The following is a 20,810-nucleotide window of genomic DNA, read 5'->3' on the forward strand; positions in this document are numbered from 1 at the left end:
TGGTGGAAGGCGTCCCGCAGGCGGGCCTCGGCCTCCCTGACGGTCCGCTGCTCGTGCGGCACCGCGGCGAGCCGCCCGGCCACGTCCCCGGCCGCCTCCAGCACCGCGCGCACCCCGGCGTCGGGGGCGGGCCCGGCGGGCAGGCCGGCGTCGGCGGCCAGGTGGCCGGCCAGCAGGCGGCGCAGGCGCTCGCAGACCGCCTCGCGGACGCGCCCGGCCTCGGCGTGCTTCTCCTCGGCCTGACCCAGCTCGCCCCTGAGCCGTCCGAGGCGGGCGTTGAGCCGGGCCGTGTCGTCGTGGATCGTCCGGATCAGGCGGCGGCAGCCCTGGTGGGCGGTCTGGGCGTCCTGGAGCCGGCCGAGCAGGTCGAGGTCCTCGCCGCCGGCCGCGGGCTCGACGGCGGCCAGCTTCTCGGCCAGCACGACGGCCGCGTCGGCCGCCTCCTCGGCCCGTTCCATCGCCCGTACGGCCAGGTCCTGGTACTCGCGGGCGGTCTCGGCCGCCTGGCCGGCGCGTTCCCTGGCCGCGCGGGCGTCGCCGCGCCGGTCGTGCCAGACGGCGCCGGTGGTCTCGGCGGCGCGCAGGGCGGCCTCCAGCCGGTCGAGCGCGGGCCGGGCGGCGGGCAGGGCGTGCCGGGCGGCCAGCTCGGTGAGCCGGCGCAGCGACCTGCCCACCTCCTTCTCGCGCTCGTGCAGGCGCTGCTCGTGCGCGCGGAGCTGGTCCTCCAGCAGGGCGACCTTGGCCACGGCCGCGTCCAGCGCCCGCGCGGCCCCGTCGTACGGCCTCCGGTCGGGCCGCCGCCGCAGCTCGGCCGCGAGCGTGTCGCGGTCGCCGGCCAGCACCCTGAACAGGTGGTCGCACTCGGCGATCGTGCCGGCCAGGTCGGAGAGCCGGTCGTCCAGCTCGGCGACGCGGCGGCGCAGGGCGCGCTCGCGGGCGGCGTCGCCGATGTAGGCGGGCTCCGGCTTGACCCAGCGCCCGGCGGCCGGGCCGAGCCGCCAGGTGCCGTCGGCGCCGACGGCCGCCGGGTGGTCGAGGCCGAGCGCCGTGGGGGCGAAGGCGACGCCCGCGAGCACCCGCTCGGCCGAGACGGGCGCGCCCGGCTGGGCGGACAGCACGGCGGCCAGGCTGTGGCCGGGCGCGGGCCGGGCCAGGGCGGAGGCGGCGAAGGCGTCGTGCTCGCCGGGGTCCATGCCGCCGTCGGGCAGCAGCCACAGGTCGAGCAGGCCCGAGGCTTCGAGCGCCGCCTCGACGCCCGCCTGGGTGACCGGGTCGACGCCCGAGCGGAAGGCGAGCGCCCGCCACAGCGGCATGCCGGGCCGTCCGGAGCGGGAGGCGGGGCGGACGGGCGAGGGGGGCGGCTCCAGGGCGGTCCGGTCGGCCAGGCGTTCGCGTTCGCGGGCCAGTTCGGCGCGTTCGGCGTGCAGCCGGTCGCGCAGACCGGTCAGGTGGTGCTCGCGGGCGGCCAGCCGGACCGCGGCCGCCGTGCGCGCCGCGCCGACCAGCTCGTCGGCCTGGTCGGACCGGTCGGCGAGGCCGGCCAGCTCCTCGGGGTCGAGCCGGAGGTGGGCGCAGCCGCGGGCCCACTCCTCCAGGGCGGCGGCCAGGTCGCGGGCGCGCTCGTCGCGGGTCGCGCCGGCCTGGTCGTGGGCGGCGGTCGCGGCCGCCAGGTCGTCGCGGACGCGGTCGCGGTCGTGCTCGGCGGTGGTGCGGCGGCCGATCGCCTCCTCGTGCTCGACGGCCGCCGCCGCGACCTCGCGGATCTGGCCAGCGCGGCTGGTGACGGCGGCGCGCAGCAGCTCGCGGGCGCGGCGCACGGACTCCTCGCCGTCGTCGCCCCGCTCCCCCTCGCCGCCCGGCTGAGCGCCCGAGTGATCCGGAACCGGGCGTTCGCACTCCAGGTGGACCGAGAGCAGCCCGGCGCGCTCGGCGGCCCGGCGGGCCTCGGCGCGGGCGCGGTCGGCCAGGCCGGTGGCGGCGCGGGCGACGGCCGCCGCGCGCAACGACAGCTCCTGCCTGGCCGACGCGCCGCGGGCCGCCGCCCCGGCCTGGTCGCGCAGCCGGGCCGCCGACTCGTGCGCCTCGCGCGCCTGCGTGCGCAGCCGGTGCAGGTCGCGCCCGGAGCGGTACGCCTCGCTCTCCTTCAGCCCCTCGATCTGCGCGGCCAGGGCCAGCTCCTGCGCCTCCTCCTCCGACAGCCGGACGGCCGCGGCGGCCAGCTCGTCGCCGGCCTGCTTGAGCGCCTCCCGTCCGGCCTTGACCTCGGCGGCGAGGGCGTCGACGGCCTGCCCGGCGTCCAGGGCCGCGGCGGCGGCCGCGCGCAGCACCTTCTGGGCGTAGCCGCGCTGGACGTCGGCCAGCCGGTCGGCCTCCTGCACGTCACGGTCGAGCAGGCGCAGCTCCTCGCGCTGCCGGTCGAGCCGCTCGAACCCGTCGGCGATCTCGTGGATCTCGCCCTCGCCGAGCGGCGGCAGGGCGCTGGACAGCAGGTCGGACAGCAGGCCGGGGTCGAGGCGTTCGGACAGTTTGGGGGTGCGCAGCTGGCGCAGCGCGGTGAGCAGGCAGTCGTAGCGCTGCTCGTTGAGCCCGGTGTAGAGGGTGCGGCGTACGAGGGCGCGGTAGGCGTCGGCGGACTCGTGGACCGTCCCGGCCTCGCCCAGTTCGTCGGCGAGCTGGACCCTGGTCAGCGGCTGGCCGCCGTCGCCGGTGAGCCGGACGCCGCCGGGCAGGCCGACGCGGGAGCCGGTGGTGAAGTAGGCGGCGGTGACGTTCTTGGTGTGGGCGGTGGCCTGGAGGCGGGCGCCGCAGGTGAACCAGCGGCCGTCGGCGTGCTGGAACTCCAGCCAGACATAGCCGACGCGGGTGACGCCGCTCGCGCCCTCGCCCATGAGGTTCCAGTGCATGGTCCGCTCGGTGCCGCCGAACGTGGACAGCCTGCTGGGTTTGAGACTGGCGTCCAGCACGTACGGCAGCAGCAGTTCCAGCACCTTGGACTTGCCGCTGCCGTTGGGCCCGCGCAGCAGCAGCCTGCCCCGGTGGAACTCGAACACCTCGTCGTGGTAGCGCCACACGTTGAGGATCCCGGCGCGTACGGGCATCCAGCGCCGGTCCATGCCCGGGGCGGTGCGGGCGGGCGTGAGCTCGGTGACGGTCATGCGTCCTCCGTGTCGGCCGGGCCGCGATCGACCCGGTAGCGGGCTCCGGCGGGCAGGGCGGCCACCCGGTCGCCGGTACGGCGGGCCAGCCCGAACATGGCGAGCACCTCCAGCGCGTCGGCCGCGAGGCGGGGCGCGCCGCCGTCCGATTGGTAGGCCCTGGCCCACTGGGGGAAGCGCCGCAGCAGCTCGGCAGCCTCCTCGTCGAGGCGTCCTGCGGGCAGCGGACCGGCGGTGACCAGCAGGTCGAGCAGCAGCAGGGCGGCGACCTTGGCGGGGCCGCCGTCGTCGGGGAACCTCGTGTCGGTGGCGACGGCTTCGGTGTCGACGAGCAGCAGCCCCTCGGCGCGTTCCTCCAGCACGAACCCGGCCTCCTCGGCGGCCCTGCGGATCATCCGGCGGCCGGTGAGCGAGGCGGCGTAGGCGGCCTGGGCGGGGGTCAGCTCGTCGCGGTAGACGACGGGCTCGTCGAGCAGGCGGCGGATGACGGAGTGGCGGGCCCACAGGGCGCGCTGGGTCTCCGTGGGCTCGTCGCCGCCGTAACGGGCCTCGACGGTGAGCGCCGCGACGGGAGCCGCGACGGAAGCCGTGGGGTCGCTGGCCGCGCCGGGAAGGCGGGAGGGCGGGACGGGCGCGGCCAGCAGCCTGATCACGCGGGTGGTGTCCACGCGGTAGAGCACCTTGGCCTCCTCGTCGCCGAGGTAGGCGTCGGTCGTGCCGTCGGTGGGGGTGATCGCGCCGTGCCGTTCGAGCAGTTCGAGCGCGTCGACGAAGGCGGCCCGCTCGTCGGCGCTGACCGGGTCGAAGGGCGGCACGCCGGTCTCGACCGCCGCCGCCCGCGCCACCCGTCCTGCCAGCATGCCGATCGTGGTGACCGGCGCGGCGAGCAGTTCGGCCGCGCACAGGCACAGCAGCGTGTAGCGGCGGCGGTCGAACGGCGGGCCGCCGGCGCGGCGGCGGGCCGGGCGGGTGGCCGTCGGCCGCGACCCGACCTTGACCAGGCGGGCGTAGCCCTCGCGGGGCTCCACGACCAGCCGCCAGCCGCAGAAGTAGTCGAACCACCGGGTCAGCGGCTCCCGCCGTTTCCTGATCACCGCGAAGGCGGCGGGCTCGTCGTCCGCCGTCAGGAAGGGCCGGGCAAGAAGGGTCCTGATCGCGCGGGCGATCTCCTCCTTCTCCGCCCTGACGAGCTGGTTGGCCAGGCTGCTCATGCCCCTTCGGCCCTCCCGTGGTCGCGGGCGCCCGGGGAGCGCACGTCGAGCAGGTAGTCGGGGCCGCGGAACCAGCCCTCGGAGGTGCGCAGCACCGCGACCGCGCCGTCGCCGGGGGCCCGCAGCACGACCTCGACCCGGCCGTCGGAGGTGACGGCCCGGCGCAGGCCGGTGGCGTCGGGACGGGCGGCCAGGGCCCGGCCCAGCAGGTCGAGCAGCCGGCCGAGGGTGTCGTGGTCGAGCGCGCCGAGCTGGGACAGCCGGACCGAGCCGGTGGTGGCCAGCGCCCGCCAGGCGGCCTCCAGCCCGGCGTGCTCCTTCTCGGCGCGGGCGCGGCGCTCGGCGCGCAGGGCGGCCACGTCGCGCACCCGCCCGGTACGGCCCATGCGCTCGGTCCTGCCCCGCGAGCGCAGCAGCGCCGAGACCGCCACCGGCCCGGCCTCCGCCCAGGGCGTCCCGGCCGGGACGAGCTCGGCGTCGGCGTGCCCGAGGTGGGCGTGCCGGGCGGGGCCGAGGCCGAAGGCGGCGTCCCAGAGGCGGTGGGCGTCGTCCTCGGCCGGCGCGGTGGCGAACCAGCGGGCCAGCGCGCGGAAGTCGGCGGCGGCGCCGGAGGCGGGGCGGCGGGCGGCGGTGACGCGGTCGAGCAGCCCGAGCAGGGTGACGATGGCCTCGCCCGCGACCTCCTGCAGCCGCCGCAACCGGGGCCCGCCCCCACTCCCGGCGCCGCCGCTCCCGGTCCCGCCCCTCTCGGCACCGCCGCTCCCGGCACCTCCGCTCCCGGCACTGCCGCTTCCGGTCCCGCCGCTCTCGGGGGCCGGGACGAGATCCGGGTCGAACCACTGGCGCAGTTCGGCCCAGGCGGCGGCGCGGGCGGCCAGCCACGGCGTGGCCAGGTCGGTTCCGGGGATCCGGGGCAGGTCGGCGCCGGCCAGGGCCCGGGTGTGCAGGACGCCGACGCCCCGGGCGGCCACGCCGCGCAGCGCCCGCGCCACCGTCTCGCCGCGCTGCTCCAGCCCGGTCAGGAACTCCTGGAGGTGGGCCACCGTGGCCGACTCGGCCTCGTGGAACGTGCCAACGTCGGCGCCGACGGCGCGCAGCAGCCGGCGCAGCTCGCCGTTGAGCCGCACGGTGTCGCGGCGCAGCCCGTCGAGGTGGCACTCCAGCTCCCGCAGGCAGGTGAACACCCGTCGGTCGCGGCCGGGGTCGGGGTCGGCCAGCAGCGCCTCCAGCTCCTCCAGCCGGTCGGCGACGGCGTCGAGCACGGCGGCGGGGAGCGCGCCCCACGAGGCCGGTGTCGCGGTGGCCAGTGTCGCCGACGCCTGCCGCAGCCCAGCGTGGGCGGCCTCGCCCTGGGCGGTCAGGGCGTAGCGCAGGTTCCCGCGTTCGTACTCCTCGGCGGTCGCGAAGCCGGCGGCGTGGTCGAAGACGACCTCGACCAGTCGCCAGCCGGCGAGCTGCCGCAGCGCGCCGGTGAGGTCGTGGTCGCCGACGGGGGCGTACCAGCCGCGGTCGCGCAGCCGGTCGCGGACCTCGCCGGCGGTCAGCGCGGGCTCCAGGCGCTCGGCGGCGGCGCCGAGGACGTCGAGGAGGGCCGTGTGCAGATCCGCCCGCTCAGTGGTGGCGAACCGGAACATCTCCGGCGGCACTCGTGGCAGCTCCGCCATCGCGCCGTTCTCCCCTCTCGCCGCGGTTTCACCGGAGCCACCGTAGTGGCACAGACGGGCACCGCGGGGGCCGGTTTGCGAGCAGATGCCACGGGTATGGTCGCCGCGTTCGGCTGCCGGTGGCAGGCGGCGCGGTCCGCGCCCGGTACGGCGGCATTCGGGGAAGACGGGGGCCTGTGATGGCGGAGATCGAGGCGACGCGCGGGATGCCGGCCGACAGCATGATCGTGTTCGGGGTGGCGTCCGACGTCGAGCTGATGGACCGGTGGCTGCCGCAGGGGTTGTGGGTCGGCGACGGCGGGGCGGGCACCGTCGAGGCGGGCGGCGAGCTGGTGCCCGGCAGCGGGCGGCACGAGGGGCTGTTCCGCGCCCAGGAGGACCAGCTCCGGGTGGAGTGGGGCGGCCGCGACCACCCCGACTACGCGGGCTGGCTGCAGGTGTCCGACTCGGCGGCCGGCACGAGCGAGGTGACCGTGCACCTGTCGCTGCTCGACGAGCCCGCCTCCAGCGCCAGGGTCGGCGAGGTGCGCGAACTGCTCGACCGCTCCCTCGACCGGCTGGCCGACGAGGTCACCCGCCGGGTCTCCGAGGGCGGCTGAACGACGGCCCTTCCTGAGCGCTGCCGGACGGCGGGCTTCTCCGGGAGCGGCTGAGTCCGGCGCGCAAGCGGGGGCGGCAGAGGCCCGGTGGGCGGGCGGGGGTGGGCCCGCCCCTCCGGGGGTCAGGCGTCCTCGCGGTCCGTGTTCTCCAGCCGGAAGAAGTTGCTCTGCTTGCCGTCCTTCTTGTGCTCCTGGTAGATGAAGTTCAGCTTCCGCTGGTCGAAGGTCTCGAACCACTCCTCCCAGGTGATCTCCGCCAGGTCGTCCCCGCCGTAGCCGGGGAAGTCGAAGCGGAGCACGCCCGCCCTGCCCTGGTGCTCGGTGCCGGGCACGGTCGCGGGCTTGGCGCCGCGCTCATGCGCCCATTCCTCGATCACGTCGTGGTCGGTGGTGACGAGGCTGCGGCCGGGCCGCTCCTCGTGCTCGTCGGTCGAGGTGACGTGCTGCTCGTATTTGTGCTCGCCCTCGACGGGACGGTTCTGCTTCGACATGGCGGCCTGTTCCCCCTGGTAGTCGTGCGGATGACCTGCTCGATACCCAGCCCGGCGCGCTTCTTGCAAATGATCTGTGCCACCACGCTTAAAGGGGCTCGCAAGGTATTCCCGTCAACTTTAGATTATGCGACGTTTAATCACGATTCTTTCCCCCGTACTCGCAGGTCTGATCGCCGCGGCCGGCCTGTCCGGCACTGCAAACGCGGCTGCGAACGGCGGGCTCAACGCTTATTACGGTCAGCGCCTGGCCTGGTCGGGGTGCGGCAGCGGGTTCCAGTGCGCGAAATTGACGGTGCCCCTCGACTATGCGAAGCCCGGCGGCCGGCGGATCGGGGTCGCCATGGTCCGGCTGCCCGCGACCGGCCGGCGGATCGGCTCGATCGTGCTGAACTTCGGCGGCCCCGGCGGCGCCGGCACGACCATCTTGAAGGCCGACAAGACCGTCATGTCGGCCGCCGTCCGGCAGCACTTCGACGTGGTCAGCTTCGACCCGCGCGGCGTGGGCGCCTCCGCCCCCGTGCGCTGCCTGTCCCCCCTCGGCCTGGACGCCTACTTCGCCGCCGACCCCACCCCTGACAACGCGGCCGAGGTCAAGCGGGCCAAGGCGTGGATGAAGATCTTCGCCCAGGGCTGCGCGACCAACTCCGGCAAGCAGCTGCTCGCGCACGTCGGCACCGGCGAGGTGGCCCGCGACCTGGACGTGATGCGGGCCGCCCTGGGCGAGGCCCGCCTGACCTACTTCGGCTTCTCCTACGGCACCTACCTGGGCGCCCGCTACGCCGACCTGTTCCCCACCCGGATCCGCGCCATGGTGCTCGACGGCGCCGAGGATCCCGGCCAGACGCTCGCCGAGTTCGGCGCGGCGCAGGAGCGGGGGTTCCGGCTGGCCCGCGAGTCGTTCCTGCGCGACTGCTTCAGGGCCAGGGACTGCCCGTTCCCCCGGCACACCGTCGCCGCCGCGACCAAGCGGCTGGAGGCGCTCTACAAGCGGGCCGACCGGGCGCCGCTGCGCAACGACGGCGACAGCAGGCAGGTCAACGAGGCCATCCTGCGCGCGGGCGTCAACCAGGCCATGTACGCCAGGGACAGCTGGCCCTACCTGCGCCAGGCGCTCACCCTCGCCTTCAAGGGCGACGGCACGGCCATGCTCGCCCTGGCCGACGTCAACCACGGACGCCGTCCCGACGGCAGCTACGACAACAGCAGCGAGGCGCTGACGGCCGTCAACTGCCTGGACCATCCCGAGCAGCGCTGCGCGTACTGGCCGGTCAAGGGCAAGGGGTTCACCAGGAAGGTGCGCGCCCACGGGTCGCCGCCGATCGTGGTGGTGGGCACGACGCGTGACCCGGCCACGCCGTACGAGCTGGCCAGGCGGCTGGCCGGGCAGCTGGAGCACGGCGTGCTGCTGACCCACGACGGCGACGGGCACACGGCGTACAAGGGGAGCTCGTCCTGCCTGGACCGGCAGATCGACCGGTACGTGATCACGGCTCGCGCGCCCCGTCCGGGAGCCTGCGCGAAGGTCTGAGGGCGTGGGCCCCGCTCCCTCACCCGCTCATGGGCGGGTGAGGGACTGGTGACGTTCGGGTCAACCCTGGCCGCGCCTGCGCGGCGGGCACGACCGGGCGGGAGAGATTGGGCGGACGTAGCCGGAAATTCCCGCCCGAGGAGCCCATGGAGTCGCTGCTGGTCCTGCACGCGCTCGCGGCGGTCTGCGCTCCCTGGCTGGCCCGGCGCATGGGACGGGCCTCCTTCCTGCTGCTGGCCGTGGCGCCCGGCGCCGGTTTCGCGTACACGGTGTGGCTGGGGGTGCGGGGGCTGCCGGCGCGGGAGGACACCCGCTGGGCGCCCGCGCTCGGGCTGGAGCTGTCCTTCCGGGCCGACTCGCTGACCCTGCTGATGATGGCGCTGGTCACCGGCGTGGGCGTGCTGGTCCTGGTCTACAGCGTGCGCTACTTCCCGGCCGGCGACGACGGGCTGGGCCGCTACGGCGGCGCGATGGCCGCCTTCGCCGGGTCGATGCTGGGGCTGGTCACGGCCGACAACCTGCTCCTGCTGTACGTCTTCTGGGAGCTGACCACCGTCTTCTCCTACCTGCTGATCGGCTACGACCCGGAGAGCCGGGCGGGCCGGCGGGCCGCGATGAAGGCGCTGACGGTGACCACGCTGGGCGGGCTGGCGATGCTGGCCGGGTTCGTGGTGGTCGGGCAGGCGGCGGGCACGTACGCGCTGTCGGGGGTCGTCGCCCGGCCGCCGCAGGCGGGCCCGCTGGCCGCCGGGCTGGTGCTGGTGCTGGCCGGGGCGCTGTCGAAGTCGGCGATCTTCCCGTTCAGCACGTGGCTGCCGGCCGCGATGGCGGCGCCGACGCCGGTGTCGGCGTACCTGCACGCGGCGGCCATGGTCAAGGCCGGGGTGTACCTGGTGGCCAGGCTCGGGCCGGCGTTCGGGGACGTGCCGCTGTGGCGGGCGGTCGCGGTGCCGCTCGGCGTGCTGACGATGCTGCTGGGCGGCTGGCGGGCGCTGCGCGAGACGGACCTGAAACGGCTGCTGGCCTACGGCACGGTCAGTCAGCTCGGTTTCCTGATCACGCTGTTCGGCGTGGGCACCCGGGGCGCGGCGCTGGCCGGGGTGGGCATGCTGGCCGCGCACGCGCTGTTCAAGGCCGCGCTGTTCCTGGTCGTGGGCGTCGTCGACCATGCGACCGGCACCCGTGAGCTGCGCGAGCTGAGCGGGGTCGGCCGGTCGATGCCGTGGGTGTGCGCGGCCGCGGTGCTGGCGGGGGCGTCGATGGCGGGGCTGCCGCCGTTCGCGGGGTTCGCCGGCAAGGAGGCGGCGCTGGAGGCGCTGCTGGACCGGCCGCTCGTGCTGGCGGGGGTGGTGGCGGGGTCGGCGCTGACGGCGGCGTACACGCTGCGGTTCCTGTGGGGGGCCTTCGCCGCCAAGCCCGGCGTGCCGGTCACGCCGGCGCACCGGACGGCGGCGGCCATGTTCGCGCCCGCCGCGCTGCTGGCGGTGCTCGGCCTGGCGCTGGCGCCCTTCGCCTCCTGGTACGGCGGCGCGATGTCGGGCTACACCGGCACCTTCCGCGACCCCGGCCACGCCACGCACCTGGCGATCTGGGCCGGGCTGTCCCCCGCGCTGCTGCTGTCGGCCGTGGCGCTGGCGGCCGGGGTGCTGCTGTTCCTGGCCAGGGAGCCGGTGGCCAGGGCGGGCGCGGCGCTGCACGTGCTGGACTCGACGCAGCTCTTCTGGGCGCTCGTCCGTCGGCTGGACCGGTTCGCCGTCCAGGCCACGGGCTTCGTCCAGCGCGGTTCGCTGCCCGACTACCTGCTGCTCACGCTGGCCGCCACGACCGGCGTCGGCGTGTTCGCCGTCGCCTACGGCGGCGTGCCGCACCTGGACGTGCCGGTCGTCGCCTGGGAGCGCGTGGAGCAGCCGGTGCTGGCGGTCCTGATCACCGCGTCGGCGGCGCTGGCGCTGTTCGCCCGCGCCTACATCCTGCTGGCCGTGGTCGTCGGCGTCATCGGGTACGGCACCGCGCTGCTGTTCCTCGCGCACGGCTCGCCCGACCTGGCGCTGACCCAGTTCCTGGCCGAGACGCTGGCCCTGGTGGTGTTCGCCCTGGTGCTGCGGCGGCTGCCGGTGACCCCGGTCAGGGCGCGGCTGCCGCGGCTGTTCCGGTTCGGGCTCGGGCTGGCCGTGGGGGTGGTGGTGACCGGGGCGGGCCTGCTGGCCACCGGCGCGCGGAGCACCTGGGCCGTCGGGTCGCTGATGCCCGCCGCGGCGCGCGAGGCGGGGGCGCGCAACATCGTCAGCGCGATCATCCTGGACATCCGGGCCTGGGACACGATGGGCGAGAGCACGGTGCTGGTCGTGCTGACGCTGGGCGTGACGAGCCTGGTGTTCCTGCGGCGCAGGACGTACGAGATCGAGCGGGACGACCGCGGCCGGGTGCCCGCCGAGCGCACGCACTGGTTGTCCTCGACCCTGCCGCGCGGCCAGCGGGCCGTGGCCTTCGAGGTGGCGGCCCGGCTGACCTTCCACACGGTGCTGGTGCTCTCGGTGTTCCTGCTGTTCGTCGGGCACAGCGGGGTCGGCGGCGGGTTCGCCGGCGGCATCGTGGCCGGGCTGGCGATCACCGTGCGCTACCTGGCCGGCGGCCGGTACGAGCTGGCCGCGGCGGTCCCGGTGCACGCGGGCGTGCTGATGGGCGCCGGGCTGACCCTGTCGACCGGCACGGCGCTGGCCGGGCTGCTGTTCGGGCGGGCGGCGCTGGACATGCTGGCGGCCGACGTGCACCTGCCGCTCGTCGGCAGCCTGCACGTGTCCACGGGCCTGCTGTTCGACCTCGGCGTGTACGTCTCGGTCACCGGCATGGTCCAGGACGTGCTGCGCGGCCTCGGCGCCGAGCTGGACCGGCAGATCGAGGCGGAGGAGAGCGCGTGACGATCTCCCTGGCGCCGTTCCTGTGCTGCTGCGTGATGATCACGACCGGTGTGACGCTGCTGCTGGAGCGGAGCCTGGTGCGGGTGCTGGCCGGGGTGGTCGTGCTGGGCAACGGCGTGAACCTGCTGATCGTCACCGCGGGCGGGAACGCCGGCGGGCCGCCCATCCTGGGCAGCACGCCGGTGGCGGACATGGCCGATCCGCTGCCGCAGGCGATGGTGCTCACCGCCATCGTGATCACCCTGGGAGTGACGGCGTTCGTGCTGGCCATGGTGCACCGGACGTGGCAGCTCACCGGCAGCGACGAGGTCCAGGACGACACCGAGGACCGGCGCGTGCGGCTGCGGGCCAGGCGCGGCGAGCTGAGCCACGCCCTGCGCACCCGGCAGGACGCCTACCGGCGGCTGGTCGTGGAGCAGCGGGCGGAGCTGGCCCGGCTGGAGGCCGAGCAGGCCGAGCGGGAGCGGCTGCAGGAGGCCGACCTGGAACGGCGGATCGCCCGCGTGCACACCGAGCTGGAGGAGTGGATGCGCACGGGGATGGCCGAAGGGTTGTCGGAGGAGCAGCTGCAACTCGGCTTCGAGGAGGCCGGGCAGCGGGACCGGCCGGGCGAGGAGGCCACGGCCGGCGACAACGCCGAGCGCATCGACGAGCTGCGCCGCGAGCACACCCGGCGGCGGGCCGAGCAGGCGGCCGGCGAGAAGGAGCTGCGCCGGCGGATCAAGGCCCGGCAGCGCGACGCCCGCAGGCAGATGCGCTCGGCCATCCGCGAGGAGCGGGCCCGCCAGGCGCTCGCCAACGACCCCGAACTGGAGGGCGGAGACTAGTGGCAGGCAGGGGCGGGGCCCGTGGGTGACCTGGTCGAGCTGCGCGGGCTGGTGTGCGTGCCGGTGCTGCTGCCGCTGCTGGCGGCCGGGATCAAGCTGGCGATCGGCGGCCGGTTGCGGCATCTGCAGTCGGCCATCAGCGTCACCACGCTGGGCATCTCGCTGGCGGTGTCGGTGCTGCTGCTCGCGCACGCCGACACGCACGGCCCGCTGGTGACCGAGCTGGGCGGCTGGGCCTCGCCGGTCGGGATCTGCCTGGTGGCCGACCGGCTCTCGACGCTGGTGCTGGTGGTGTCGTCGGCGGTGACGCTCTGCGTGATGGTGTACTCGATCGCCAACGCCTACGACGAGGCCGAGCACGACGCGCCGATGGCGATCTTCCATCCGGCGTTCCTGGTCATGGTGGCGGGCGTGGCGGACGCGTTCCTGTCCGGTGACCTGTTCAACCTGTTCGTCGCGTTCGAGATGCTGCTGAGCGGCTCGTACGTGCTGCTGACCTTCGGCGGGACCGAGTCCAGGATGCGGGCGGGGGCCACGTACACGCTGATGGCGCTGGCGTCGTCGATGTTGTTCCTGATCGCGCTGGCGGTGACCTACGGCGCGACGGGCACGTTGTCGATGGCGCAGCTCGCCGAGCGCTTCGGCACGCTGCCCGCGCAGGTCAAGCTGCTGGTCGAGCTGACGCTGCTGCTGGCGTTCGCGATCAAGGCGGCGATCTTCCCGGTGTCGGCGTGGCTGCCGGACTCCTACCCGACCGCGCCCGCGCCGGCCACGGCCGTGTTCGCCGGGCTGCTCACGAAGGTCGGCGTGTACGCGATCATCCGGCTGGAGGCGCTGCTGTTCCCCGGCGGGCCGGTCTCCACGCTGCTGATGGCGGTGGCGCTGGCCACGATGCTGGCCGGCGTGCTGGGCGCGGTGGCGCAGACCGACATCAAGCGCATGTTGTCCTTCACGCTGGTCAGCCACATCGGCTACATGGTGTTCGGGGTGGCGCTGTCGACGGTGGCGGGCCTGGCGGGCGCGGTGTTCTACATCGTCCACCACATCACCGTGCAGACGAGCCTGTTCCTGGTGACGGGGCTGATCGAGCGGCGCACCGGCACCACGTCGGTCAACCGGCTGGGCGGGCTGATGAGGAGCGCGCCGGTGCTGGGCGTGCTGTTCTTCGTGCCCGCGATGAACCTGTCGGGCATCCCGCCGATGTCGGGGTTCCTGGGCAAGCTGCTGCTGGTGCAGGCGGGCCTGGACAAGGGCGGCCCGGCGGCGCTCGTGCTGGTGGCGGGCGGGCTGCTGACGAGCCTGCTGACGCTGTACGCGATCGCCAAGACGTGGGGCAAGGCGTTCTGGCGCGCGCCGCGCGAGGAGCGGCTGGGCCAGGTGATGGAGAGCGAGGAGGCGACGGGTGAGGAGCCGGTGGTGACGACGACGGCGCTGCCGCCCGTGCTGCTGGGCGCGACGGCGGCGCTGGTGGCGCTGGGGCTGTCGTTCACGGTGCTGGCCGGGCCGCTGGCGGCGCTGACGCAGCGGGTGGCCACGGAGCTGAGCGAGCGGCAGACGTACATCACCGCGGTGCTGGGGACGCGGCGGTGAGCGCGGGCCTGCTCGCGCCGCGGCTGTTCGGCCGGCGGGTGCCGCTGCCGCTGGTGGCGTGGCTGACGCTGGTGTGGGTGACGCTGTGGGGCGAGCTGTCGGCGGGGAACGTGCTGGGCGGCCTGGCGACCGCGCTGGTGGTGACGTGGCTGCTGCCGCTGCCCGTCCTGGACCCGGGGATCAGGGTGCGGCCGCTGCCGCTGGCGCGGTTCCTGCTGTGGTTCGGCTGGGACATGCTGCTCTCGACCGTGCGGGTGGTGGCGTGGGTGGTGCGGCCCGGCGATCCGCCCACGCAGCTGGTCCTGGTGCGGCTGCGCACGTCGTCGGAGTCGATGACCGTGATGATCATGGTGGCGTTGTCCACGATGCCGGGGAGCCTGGTGGTGGAGGCGTACATGGACAGGAGAGAGCTGATGCTGCACGTGCTGGGGCTGGCCGGGGAGGGCGTCCCGGACGCGGTCCGCAGGGACCTGGCCGGACTGGAGTCGCGCATCGTGGCCGCGTTCGGCACCCGCGCCGACCGGGAGGAGCTGCGGTGAGCGCGGTGTACCTGGTGACGATCGCGCTGCTGGGCGGCGGGGCGGCGGCCGCGTTGTGGCGGGTGGGGCGCGGGCCGTCGATGCTGGACCGCGCGGTCGCCCTCGACGTGCTGACGTCGCTGGCGATGTGCGCGGTCGGGCTGTTCGCGGTGGTCAGGGACGACTACTCCGACCTGCCGGTGCTCCAGGTGCTGTCGTTGCTGGGGTTCGTGGGCTCGGTGTCGCTGGCCCGGTTCTTCCCGGGGCGGTCGGGGTGAGCGTGGCGGACAGCGTGATGGAGGTCGCGGCGGCGGTCTGCCTGGTGCTCGGGGCCGTGCTGGCGTTGTCGGCGGGCGCCGGGCTGGTGCGCTTCCGCACGACGCTCGACCGGATGCACGCCGGCACCAAGCCGCAGGTGCTCGGCGTGCTGCTGGTGCTGGCCGCGATGTGGCTGCACCGGCCCACCTGGTGGAACGCCGGGCCGCTGCTGATCGTGGGGGCCTCGCAGGTGATCACCGTGTCGGTGGCGGCGTACATGGTGGGGCGGGCGGCCTACTCGCGTCAGTCGTCGCGGGACGAGACCGAGATGCCGCCCTCGGAGGAGGACTGATCGCCCCTGCGGTCGAGGGCGGGCTGGCCGAACCAGGTCCAGGCGGCCAGCCCGGCCAGGATGCCGGCGGTGACCCAGGCCAGGGTGGAGTGGAACAGGTAGTCGATCACCAGCATGGTGGCCGTGGTCATCGACACCACCAGGGCGAGCGCTCCTAACAGGCCGTAGGTGTTGGACCGGCGTACCAGCCTCTCCTTGTGGCCCTGCCGGAACAGCACGCGGTGCTGGGCGGTCGGCGCGATGTAGCAGATCGACGCGACGGCGGCGCTGACCAGCGCGGCGAAGTAGAGCCAGCGGTCGGTCTGGTCCAGCTTGACGAAGCCGGGCGAGAAGGGGACGGTCAGCAGGAACGCGAACAGCACCTGCACGCCGGTCACCGCGACGCGGGCGCCCTGCAGCAGTTCGACGAAGTTGCGGTCGGCGCGTTCCTCGTGCGACTCGTTCTTCACTCGGCCTCCTCGTTGGATGTTCCCCTCTTCCTTGGCGGAGGCCGGTCGAAACATGGATGGCGGGGTCAGCTGAGGATCTTGGCGGGGGTGATGGGCAGGTCGCGCACCCGCCGGCCGGTGGCGTGGTGAACGGCGTTGCCGATCGCGGCGGCGGTGCCCACGATGCCGATCTCGCCGATGCCCTTGGAGCCCATCGGGTTGAGCAGGCCGTCCTGCTCGTCGATCCAGACGGCCTCGATCGCCGGCACGTCGGCGCAGGCCGGCACATGGTACTGGGCCAGGTCGCGGTGCAGGAAGCCGCCGAACTCGTCGTCGGTCAGCGTCTCCTCCATCAGCGCCATCCCCATGCCCATGGTCATGCCGCCGACGAACTGCGACCTGGCCAGCCTGGCGTCCAGGATGCGGCCGGCGGCGAACACGCCGAGCAGGCGCGACAGGCGGATCTCGCCCGTCACGGAGCTGACCCTGACCTCGGCGAACTGGGCGCCGAAGGCGTGCCTGGCCAGCTCCTCGTCGGCCTTGACCTCCTCGGTGGTGTCGGCGGACCCCTCGCCACCGTCGGCCCGCAGCGCCTCGCAGGCCCGTACGACGGCCGAGCCCCACGACGCCGTGCCCATCGAGCCGCCCGCGACGGGGGCGGCAGGCAGGTCGCTGTCGCCGAGCTCGACGTGCACCCGGTCGGGGGCGACGCCGAGGCAGTCGGCCGCGATCCTGGTGAGCACGGTCCGGGCGCCGGTGCCGATGTCGGCGGCGGCCACCCGGATGACGAAGTCGCCGTCGCGCACGGTCGCGGTGGCCTGCGAAGGGCCGCGCCTGGCCGGGTAGGTGGAGGCGGCCACGCCGGTGCCGACCAGCCACTCCCCCTCGCGCCGGACGCCGGGCGCCGGGTCGCGGCGGTCCCAGCCGAAGCGGCGGGCGCCCTCGCGCAGGCAGGTCACCAGGCTGCGGGAGCTGAACGGCAGCCCGCCGTCCGGCTCGGTCGTGGGCTCGTTGCGGATGCGCAGCTCGACGGGGTCGATCCCGGCCGCCTCGGCCAGCTCGTCCATCGCCGACTCCAGGGCGTACATGCCGGGGCACTCGCCGGGGGCGCGCATCCAGGACGGGGTGGCGACGTCGAGGCGGACGAGCCGGTGCGCGGTGCGCAGCGCGGGCGTGGCGTACATGACCCGGCCGGGGGTGGCGGCCTGCTCGGCGAACTCGACGATCCTGCTGGTCTGCACGTACGCCGTGTGCTCGACCGCGGTGAGCCGGCCGTCGGCGTCCGCGCCGAGCCGCAGCCGCTGGACGGTGGGCGTGCGGTAGCCGGTGAGGTCGAACATCTGCTGCCGGGTGAAGACGACCTTGACCGGACGGCCGGCGGCCCGGGCGGCCAGGGCGGCGAGCACGGCGTTCGGCCTGGTGGTGCCCTTGGAGCCGAAGCCGCCGCCGACGTGCCTGGACACCACGCGCACCCGCTCGGCGGGCAGGCCGAGGGTCTTGGCGATGCTGTCCCGGTCGCCGCTGGTGCCCTGGGTCGAGTCGTAGACCAGCAGCCGGCCGTCGTCGGCCCACACGGCCACCGCGGCGTGCGGCTCCATCGCGTTGTTGTGCAGGGGCGGCGTCGTGTACGTCACGTCCACGGCGGACGCGGCGGCGGCCAGCCCGGCCTCCACGTCGCCCTTGTCGGTGTCGGGCGGCAGGTTCGGGTTGACCGTCTCGGGCCGGTAGAGGTCCGGGTGGTCGGCGCGCAGCCGCACGTCGTGGGCCTGCGCTTCGTAGGCGACGCGGACGGCGTCGGCGGCCGCGCGGGCCTGGTCGTAGGTGCCGGCGACGACGGCGGCCACGAGCTGGCCCCGGTAGACGACGTCCCGGGAGCGGAACAGCGCCAGCTCGGGGTCGGCGTCCTCGGCCAGGTCGGGCGGGTCCTCGACGGACAGCACGGCCAGCACGCCCGGCATGGCCAGCGCCTGCCCGGCGTCCACCCCGGTCACCCGGCCCCTGGCGACCGTGGACTGCACCGGGTAGCAGTAGGCGACGCCCTCGACCGGGTACTCGGCGGCGTACGTGGCCAGCCCCGTGACCTTGACGCGCCCCTCGATGCGGTTCACGGCGTCAGCTCCTCCAGCGTGCGGACGATCAGGTTGCGCGCCAGCGGCAGCTTGTACGCGTTGCGCGGCAGCGGGCGGGCCTGGTCGAGCTCGGCCTCGGCGGCCCGCAGGTACGCCTCCCCCGTGGCGGGGCCGCCGATGATCTCCCGTTCGGCGCGTTCGGCCCGCCAGGGCGCGTGGGCCACGCCGCCGAGCGCGATGCGGCAGCCGGTCACCACGCCGTCCCAGCGCACGTCGAGCACGGCGGCGATGGACACCAGGGCGAACGCGAACGAGGCCCGCTCGCGCACCTTGCGGTAGAGGGAGGCGCCCGGCGGCGGCGCGGGCAGCTCGACGGCGGTGATCAGCATGCCGGGTTCGAGCACGGTGTCGCGCTCCGGCGCGTCGCCGGGCAGGCGGTGCAGGCCGGGCATGGGGATGATCCGGTCGCCGGCCGGGCCGGTGACGTGCACCTCGGCATCGAGCGCGGCCAGCGCCACGGCCATGTCCGAGGGGTGGGTGGCCACGCAGGCGTCCGAGGCGCCGAGCACGGCCAGGTTGCCGTGGTCGCCCTCGATCGCGGGGCAGCCGGTGCCGGGCTCGCGCTTGTTGCACGGCCTGGTGACGTCCTGGAAGTAGGGGCAGCGGGTGCGTTGCAGCAGGTTTCCGGCCACCGTGGCCATGTTCCTGACCTGGCCGGAGGCGCCGGTCAGCACGGCCCTGGCGAGCATCGGGTAGCGGGCGCGGACGAGCGGGTCGGCCGCCAGGTCGCTGTTGCGCACGGCCGCGCCGATCCGCAGCCGGTCGCGTACGGGCTCGACGGCGTCCAGCGGCAGGCGGCTGACGTCCACGAGGTGGTCGGGGGCGGCCACGCCGAGGCGCATGAGGTCGACCAGGTTGGTGCCGCCGCCCAGGTACATCGTGCCGGGGCCGTACCGGCCGACCGCGTCGGACGGGCTCTGGGCGCGGACGTAGTCGAACGGCTTCACCGGGCCACCTCGCCGATCGCGGCCACGATGCCGGGATAGGCGCCGCACCGGCACAGGTTGCCGCTCATGCGTTCCCTGATCTCCTCGGGCGTCAGGGCCGAGTCGAGGAGGAGGTCGGCGGTGACGGCGCTCGGACCGGGCTCGCCCAGCATGCCGACCGCCGAGCAGAGCTGGCCGGGCGTGCAGTAGCCGCACTGGAAGGCGTCGTGCTCGATGAACGCGGCCTGCAGCGGATGCAGCTGCTCGCCCGAGGCCAGCCCCTCGACGGTGACGATCTCGCTGCCGTCCACCGCCACGGCCAGCGCCAGGCAGGAGTTGGCCCGGCGGCCGTCGATGAGCACCGTGCACGCGCCGCACTGGCCGTGGTCGCAGCCCTTCTTGGAGCCGGTCAGGCCGAGCCGTTCGCGCAGCAGGTCGAGCAAGGAGATCCTGGGGTCGACGGCCACGGTGTGCGGCACGCCGTTCACCTGCAGGGTGATGTCCATAGGCGCTCGCCTACCCGGCCACCGCCGGAGGCAACCACGGGCTCGGACATCTCGGGGTAAAGGTGACGGGGTCCAGGTGTCGGGGCGCGGGCGGCGGGTAGCCGGGGAGAGGATCGGGCCGCGGAGGGGTGCATGGGGCGAGCGTTCGACGAGCAGGTGGCGGAGTCCGAGGCGGTGCTGACCGTCAACGCGGGCTCGTCGAGCCTGCGCCTCGACCTCGTGCAGGGCGGCTGCGTGCTGGACAGCGCGCACGCCGAGCGGGCCGCGGACCCGGGCTCGGCGCGCGAGGAGCTGGCGGCGTTCCTCGGCGGCCACTTCGACCGCGACATCCGCGCGGTGGCGCACCGGCTGGTGCACGGCGGCGACGTCGTCCGCGCGCCCACGGTCGCCGACGACGAGACCGTCGAGGCGCTGCGCGGCGTCGTGAGCCTGGCGCCGCTGCACCTGCCGCCCGCGCTGGCGCTGCTGGAGGCGGCCCGCGAGCAGCTTCCCGCCGTGCCGCACGTGCTCTGCCCCGACACGGCCTTCCACGCCGGCCTGCCCGACGCCGCCGCGGTCTACGCCCTGCCGCGCGAGTGGCGCGACCGGTACGGCCTGCGCCGCTACGGCTTCCACGGCCTGTCCTACGCCTGGACCGCCGACCGGGTGGCCGAGCTGCTCGGCCGGCCGCTGGCCGACCTGGAGCTGGTGCTGACCCACCTGGGCGGCGGCTCGTCGGTGTGCGCGGTTTCGGGCGGGCGCAGCCTGGACACCTCGATGGGGTTCACCCCGCTGGACGGCGTCCCGATGAGCAGGCGCTCGGGCAGCGTCGATCCCGGGATGCTGATGTGGCTGCTGTCGCAGGGCCACCTGTCGGCCGACGAACTGGGCGAGGGCCTGCAACGCCGGTCCGGGCTGCTCGGGCTGTCCGGCGGCCGCTCGGGCGACACCCGCGAGCTGGTCGAGGCCGAACGCGCCGGCGACGCCGAGGCCGCCCTGGCCCTGGAGGTGTTCTGCCACCGGGTGAGCCGGGAGATCGCCGCCGCCGCCACGTCGCTGTCCAGGATCGACGCCCTGGTGTTCACCGGCGAGATCGGCTGGGACCAGCCGGAGGTGCGCGAGGCGGTCTGCCGCCGTCTCGGGCTGCTCGGCGTCGAGCCGCCCGAGTCCGGCAACCGGCACGACGACGGCCCGGTCAGCGGGCCGGGCGCCGCCGTGCCCGTCCTGGTCGTCCAGGTGCGCGAGGAGCTCCAGCTCGCCCGCGAATGCCTGGGCGTCTTCCGGCCGGCAGAGGAGGACGGCTATGGATGACGTCACCCGCTCGGCGCTGCGGCTGTCGGGCGAGCAGGATCTCGACCCGCTGCTCGACCGCGTCGGCGAGGCCGGTCTCGTGCTGATCGGCGAGGCCAGTCACGGCACCCACGACTTCTACACCTGGCGGGCCGCGCTCACCCGCCGCCTGATCGCCGAGAAGGGCTTCGGGTTCGTCGCCGTGGAGGGCGACTGGCCCGACTGCGAGCGCGTCCACCGCGCGGTCACCCGCGACGGCGAGGACCCCTTCGACGCCCTGTACGCCTACCAGCGCTGGCCCGCGTTCATGTGGGCCAACGAGGAGGTCGCCGAGTTCTGCCGCTGGCTGCGCCGCTGGAACGCGGCCCTGCCGCCGGGCGAGCGCGTCGGCTTCCACGGCCTCGACGTCTACAGCCTCTGGGAGTCCCTGCGCGCCGT

The 20,810-nt window shown here is 75.1% G+C and carries 18 protein-coding genes; 10 read left to right on the forward strand and 8 right to left on the reverse strand.

Annotated elements, in window-relative coordinates:
• The 3 genes from ACWCSD_RS23905 to ACWCSD_RS23915 all read right to left on the reverse strand — a co-directional run.
• On the reverse strand, window positions 1-3,155 hold a 3,155-nt coding region (locus ACWCSD_RS23905), incomplete at its 3' end, for a TIGR02680 family protein (RefSeq protein ID WP_449917966.1).
• The gene (locus tag ACWCSD_RS23910; RefSeq protein ID WP_449917969.1) at window positions 3,152-4,366 is read right to left on the reverse strand and encodes a TIGR02678 family protein; all 1,215 of its coding nucleotides are present in this window, start codon (window positions 4,364-4,366) and stop codon (window positions 3,152-3,154) included. The genes ACWCSD_RS23905 and ACWCSD_RS23910, both read right to left, overlap by 4 nt.
• Window positions 4,363-6,030, reverse strand: a complete 1,668-nt coding sequence (locus tag ACWCSD_RS23915; protein ID WP_449917971.1) for a TIGR02677 family protein — start codon at window positions 6,028-6,030, stop codon at window positions 4,363-4,365. The genes ACWCSD_RS23910 and ACWCSD_RS23915 overlap by 4 nt, the downstream gene beginning before the upstream one ends.
• 179 nt (window positions 6,031-6,209) lie before the next feature.
• Between ACWCSD_RS23915 and ACWCSD_RS23920 the strand changes: the two genes are divergently transcribed.
• Window positions 6,210-6,629, forward strand: a complete 420-nt coding sequence (locus ACWCSD_RS23920; RefSeq protein ID WP_352330618.1) for an SRPBCC family protein — start codon at window positions 6,210-6,212, stop codon at window positions 6,627-6,629.
• A 122-nt stretch (window positions 6,630-6,751) separates the two neighbouring features.
• On the opposite strand, the gene ACWCSD_RS23925 is transcribed toward ACWCSD_RS23920, so the two are convergent.
• Entirely contained in the window at window positions 6,752-7,120 is a 369-nt protein-coding gene (locus ACWCSD_RS23925; protein ID WP_449917974.1) for a hypothetical protein, read from the reverse strand.
• Window positions 7,121-7,415: 295 nt separating this feature from the next.
• On the opposite strand from ACWCSD_RS23925, the gene ACWCSD_RS23930 reads away from it, so the two are divergent.
• The 7 genes from ACWCSD_RS23930 to ACWCSD_RS23960 all read left to right on the forward strand — a co-directional run bounded on the left by ACWCSD_RS23930 (window position 7,416) and on the right by ACWCSD_RS23960 (window position 15,114).
• Entirely contained in the window at window positions 7,416-8,651 is a 1,236-nt protein-coding gene (locus tag ACWCSD_RS23930; RefSeq protein WP_449917977.1) for an alpha/beta hydrolase, read from the forward strand.
• Between the two features lie 146 nt (window positions 8,652-8,797).
• Window positions 8,798-11,569, forward strand: coding sequence for a Na+/H+ antiporter subunit A (locus tag ACWCSD_RS23935; RefSeq protein WP_449917979.1), 2,772 nt, complete (start codon window positions 8,798-8,800; stop codon window positions 11,567-11,569).
• On the forward strand, window positions 11,566-12,396 hold the full coding sequence (locus tag ACWCSD_RS23940; RefSeq protein ID WP_397156159.1) for a Na(+)/H(+) antiporter subunit C: 831 nt from the start codon (window positions 11,566-11,568) through the stop codon (window positions 12,394-12,396). The genes ACWCSD_RS23935 and ACWCSD_RS23940 overlap by 4 nt, the downstream gene beginning before the upstream one ends.
• A gap of 21 nt (window positions 12,397-12,417) precedes the next feature.
• The gene (locus ACWCSD_RS23945) at window positions 12,418-13,986 is read left to right on the forward strand and encodes a Na+/H+ antiporter subunit D (RefSeq protein ID WP_397156157.1); all 1,569 of its coding nucleotides are present in this window, start codon (window positions 12,418-12,420) and stop codon (window positions 13,984-13,986) included.
• A complete protein-coding gene (locus tag ACWCSD_RS23950; RefSeq protein WP_352351363.1) occupies window positions 13,983-14,525 on the forward strand; it encodes a Na+/H+ antiporter subunit E in 543 nt (180 codons plus the stop codon). Before ACWCSD_RS23945 ends, ACWCSD_RS23950 begins: the two co-directional genes overlap by 4 nt.
• Window positions 14,522-14,782 (forward strand): monovalent cation/H+ antiporter complex subunit F, encoded by a 261-nt coding sequence (locus ACWCSD_RS23955; RefSeq protein ID WP_352351365.1) that lies wholly within the window; start codon window positions 14,522-14,524, stop codon window positions 14,780-14,782. The genes ACWCSD_RS23950 and ACWCSD_RS23955 overlap by 4 nt, the downstream gene beginning before the upstream one ends.
• Before the next feature lie 2 nt (window positions 14,783-14,784).
• Complete coding sequence (locus ACWCSD_RS23960) at window positions 14,785-15,114, forward strand: cation:proton antiporter (RefSeq protein ID WP_449917984.1); 330 nt, start codon at window positions 14,785-14,787, stop codon at window positions 15,112-15,114.
• Here ACWCSD_RS23960 and ACWCSD_RS23965 read toward each other — a convergent pair.
• The 4 genes from ACWCSD_RS23965 to ACWCSD_RS23980 form a co-directional block, all read right to left on the reverse strand.
• Complete coding sequence (locus ACWCSD_RS23965) at window positions 15,066-15,563, reverse strand: DUF6328 family protein (protein WP_352327547.1); 498 nt, start codon at window positions 15,561-15,563, stop codon at window positions 15,066-15,068. The two genes, ACWCSD_RS23960 and ACWCSD_RS23965, sit on opposite strands and share 49 nt — an antisense overlap.
• 65 nt (window positions 15,564-15,628) lie before the next feature.
• Window positions 15,629-17,650 (reverse strand): xanthine dehydrogenase family protein molybdopterin-binding subunit, encoded by a 2,022-nt coding sequence (locus tag ACWCSD_RS23970; RefSeq protein ID WP_449917986.1) that lies wholly within the window; start codon window positions 17,648-17,650, stop codon window positions 15,629-15,631.
• Window positions 17,647-18,618 (reverse strand): FAD binding domain-containing protein, encoded by a 972-nt coding sequence (locus tag ACWCSD_RS23975; RefSeq protein ID WP_364343682.1) that lies wholly within the window; start codon window positions 18,616-18,618, stop codon window positions 17,647-17,649. Before ACWCSD_RS23975 ends, ACWCSD_RS23970 begins: the two co-directional genes overlap by 4 nt.
• Window positions 18,615-19,103: a (2Fe-2S)-binding protein gene (locus ACWCSD_RS23980; protein WP_449917989.1), complete on the reverse strand. Its 489-nt coding sequence runs from the start codon at window positions 19,101-19,103 to the stop codon at window positions 18,615-18,617. Before ACWCSD_RS23980 ends, ACWCSD_RS23975 begins: the two co-directional genes overlap by 4 nt.
• 132 nt (window positions 19,104-19,235) lie before the next feature.
• Between ACWCSD_RS23980 and ACWCSD_RS23985 the strand changes: the two genes are divergently transcribed.
• On the forward strand, window positions 19,236-20,393 hold the full coding sequence (locus ACWCSD_RS23985; protein WP_449917992.1) for an acetate/propionate family kinase: 1,158 nt from the start codon (window positions 19,236-19,238) through the stop codon (window positions 20,391-20,393).
• Window positions 20,386-20,810 (forward strand): erythromycin esterase family protein (locus ACWCSD_RS23990; RefSeq protein WP_449917995.1); only part of this gene is annotated, 425 nt, incomplete at its 3' end. The genes ACWCSD_RS23985 and ACWCSD_RS23990, both read left to right, overlap by 8 nt.

The organism is Nonomuraea sp. NPDC001684, assembly GCF_053596515.1.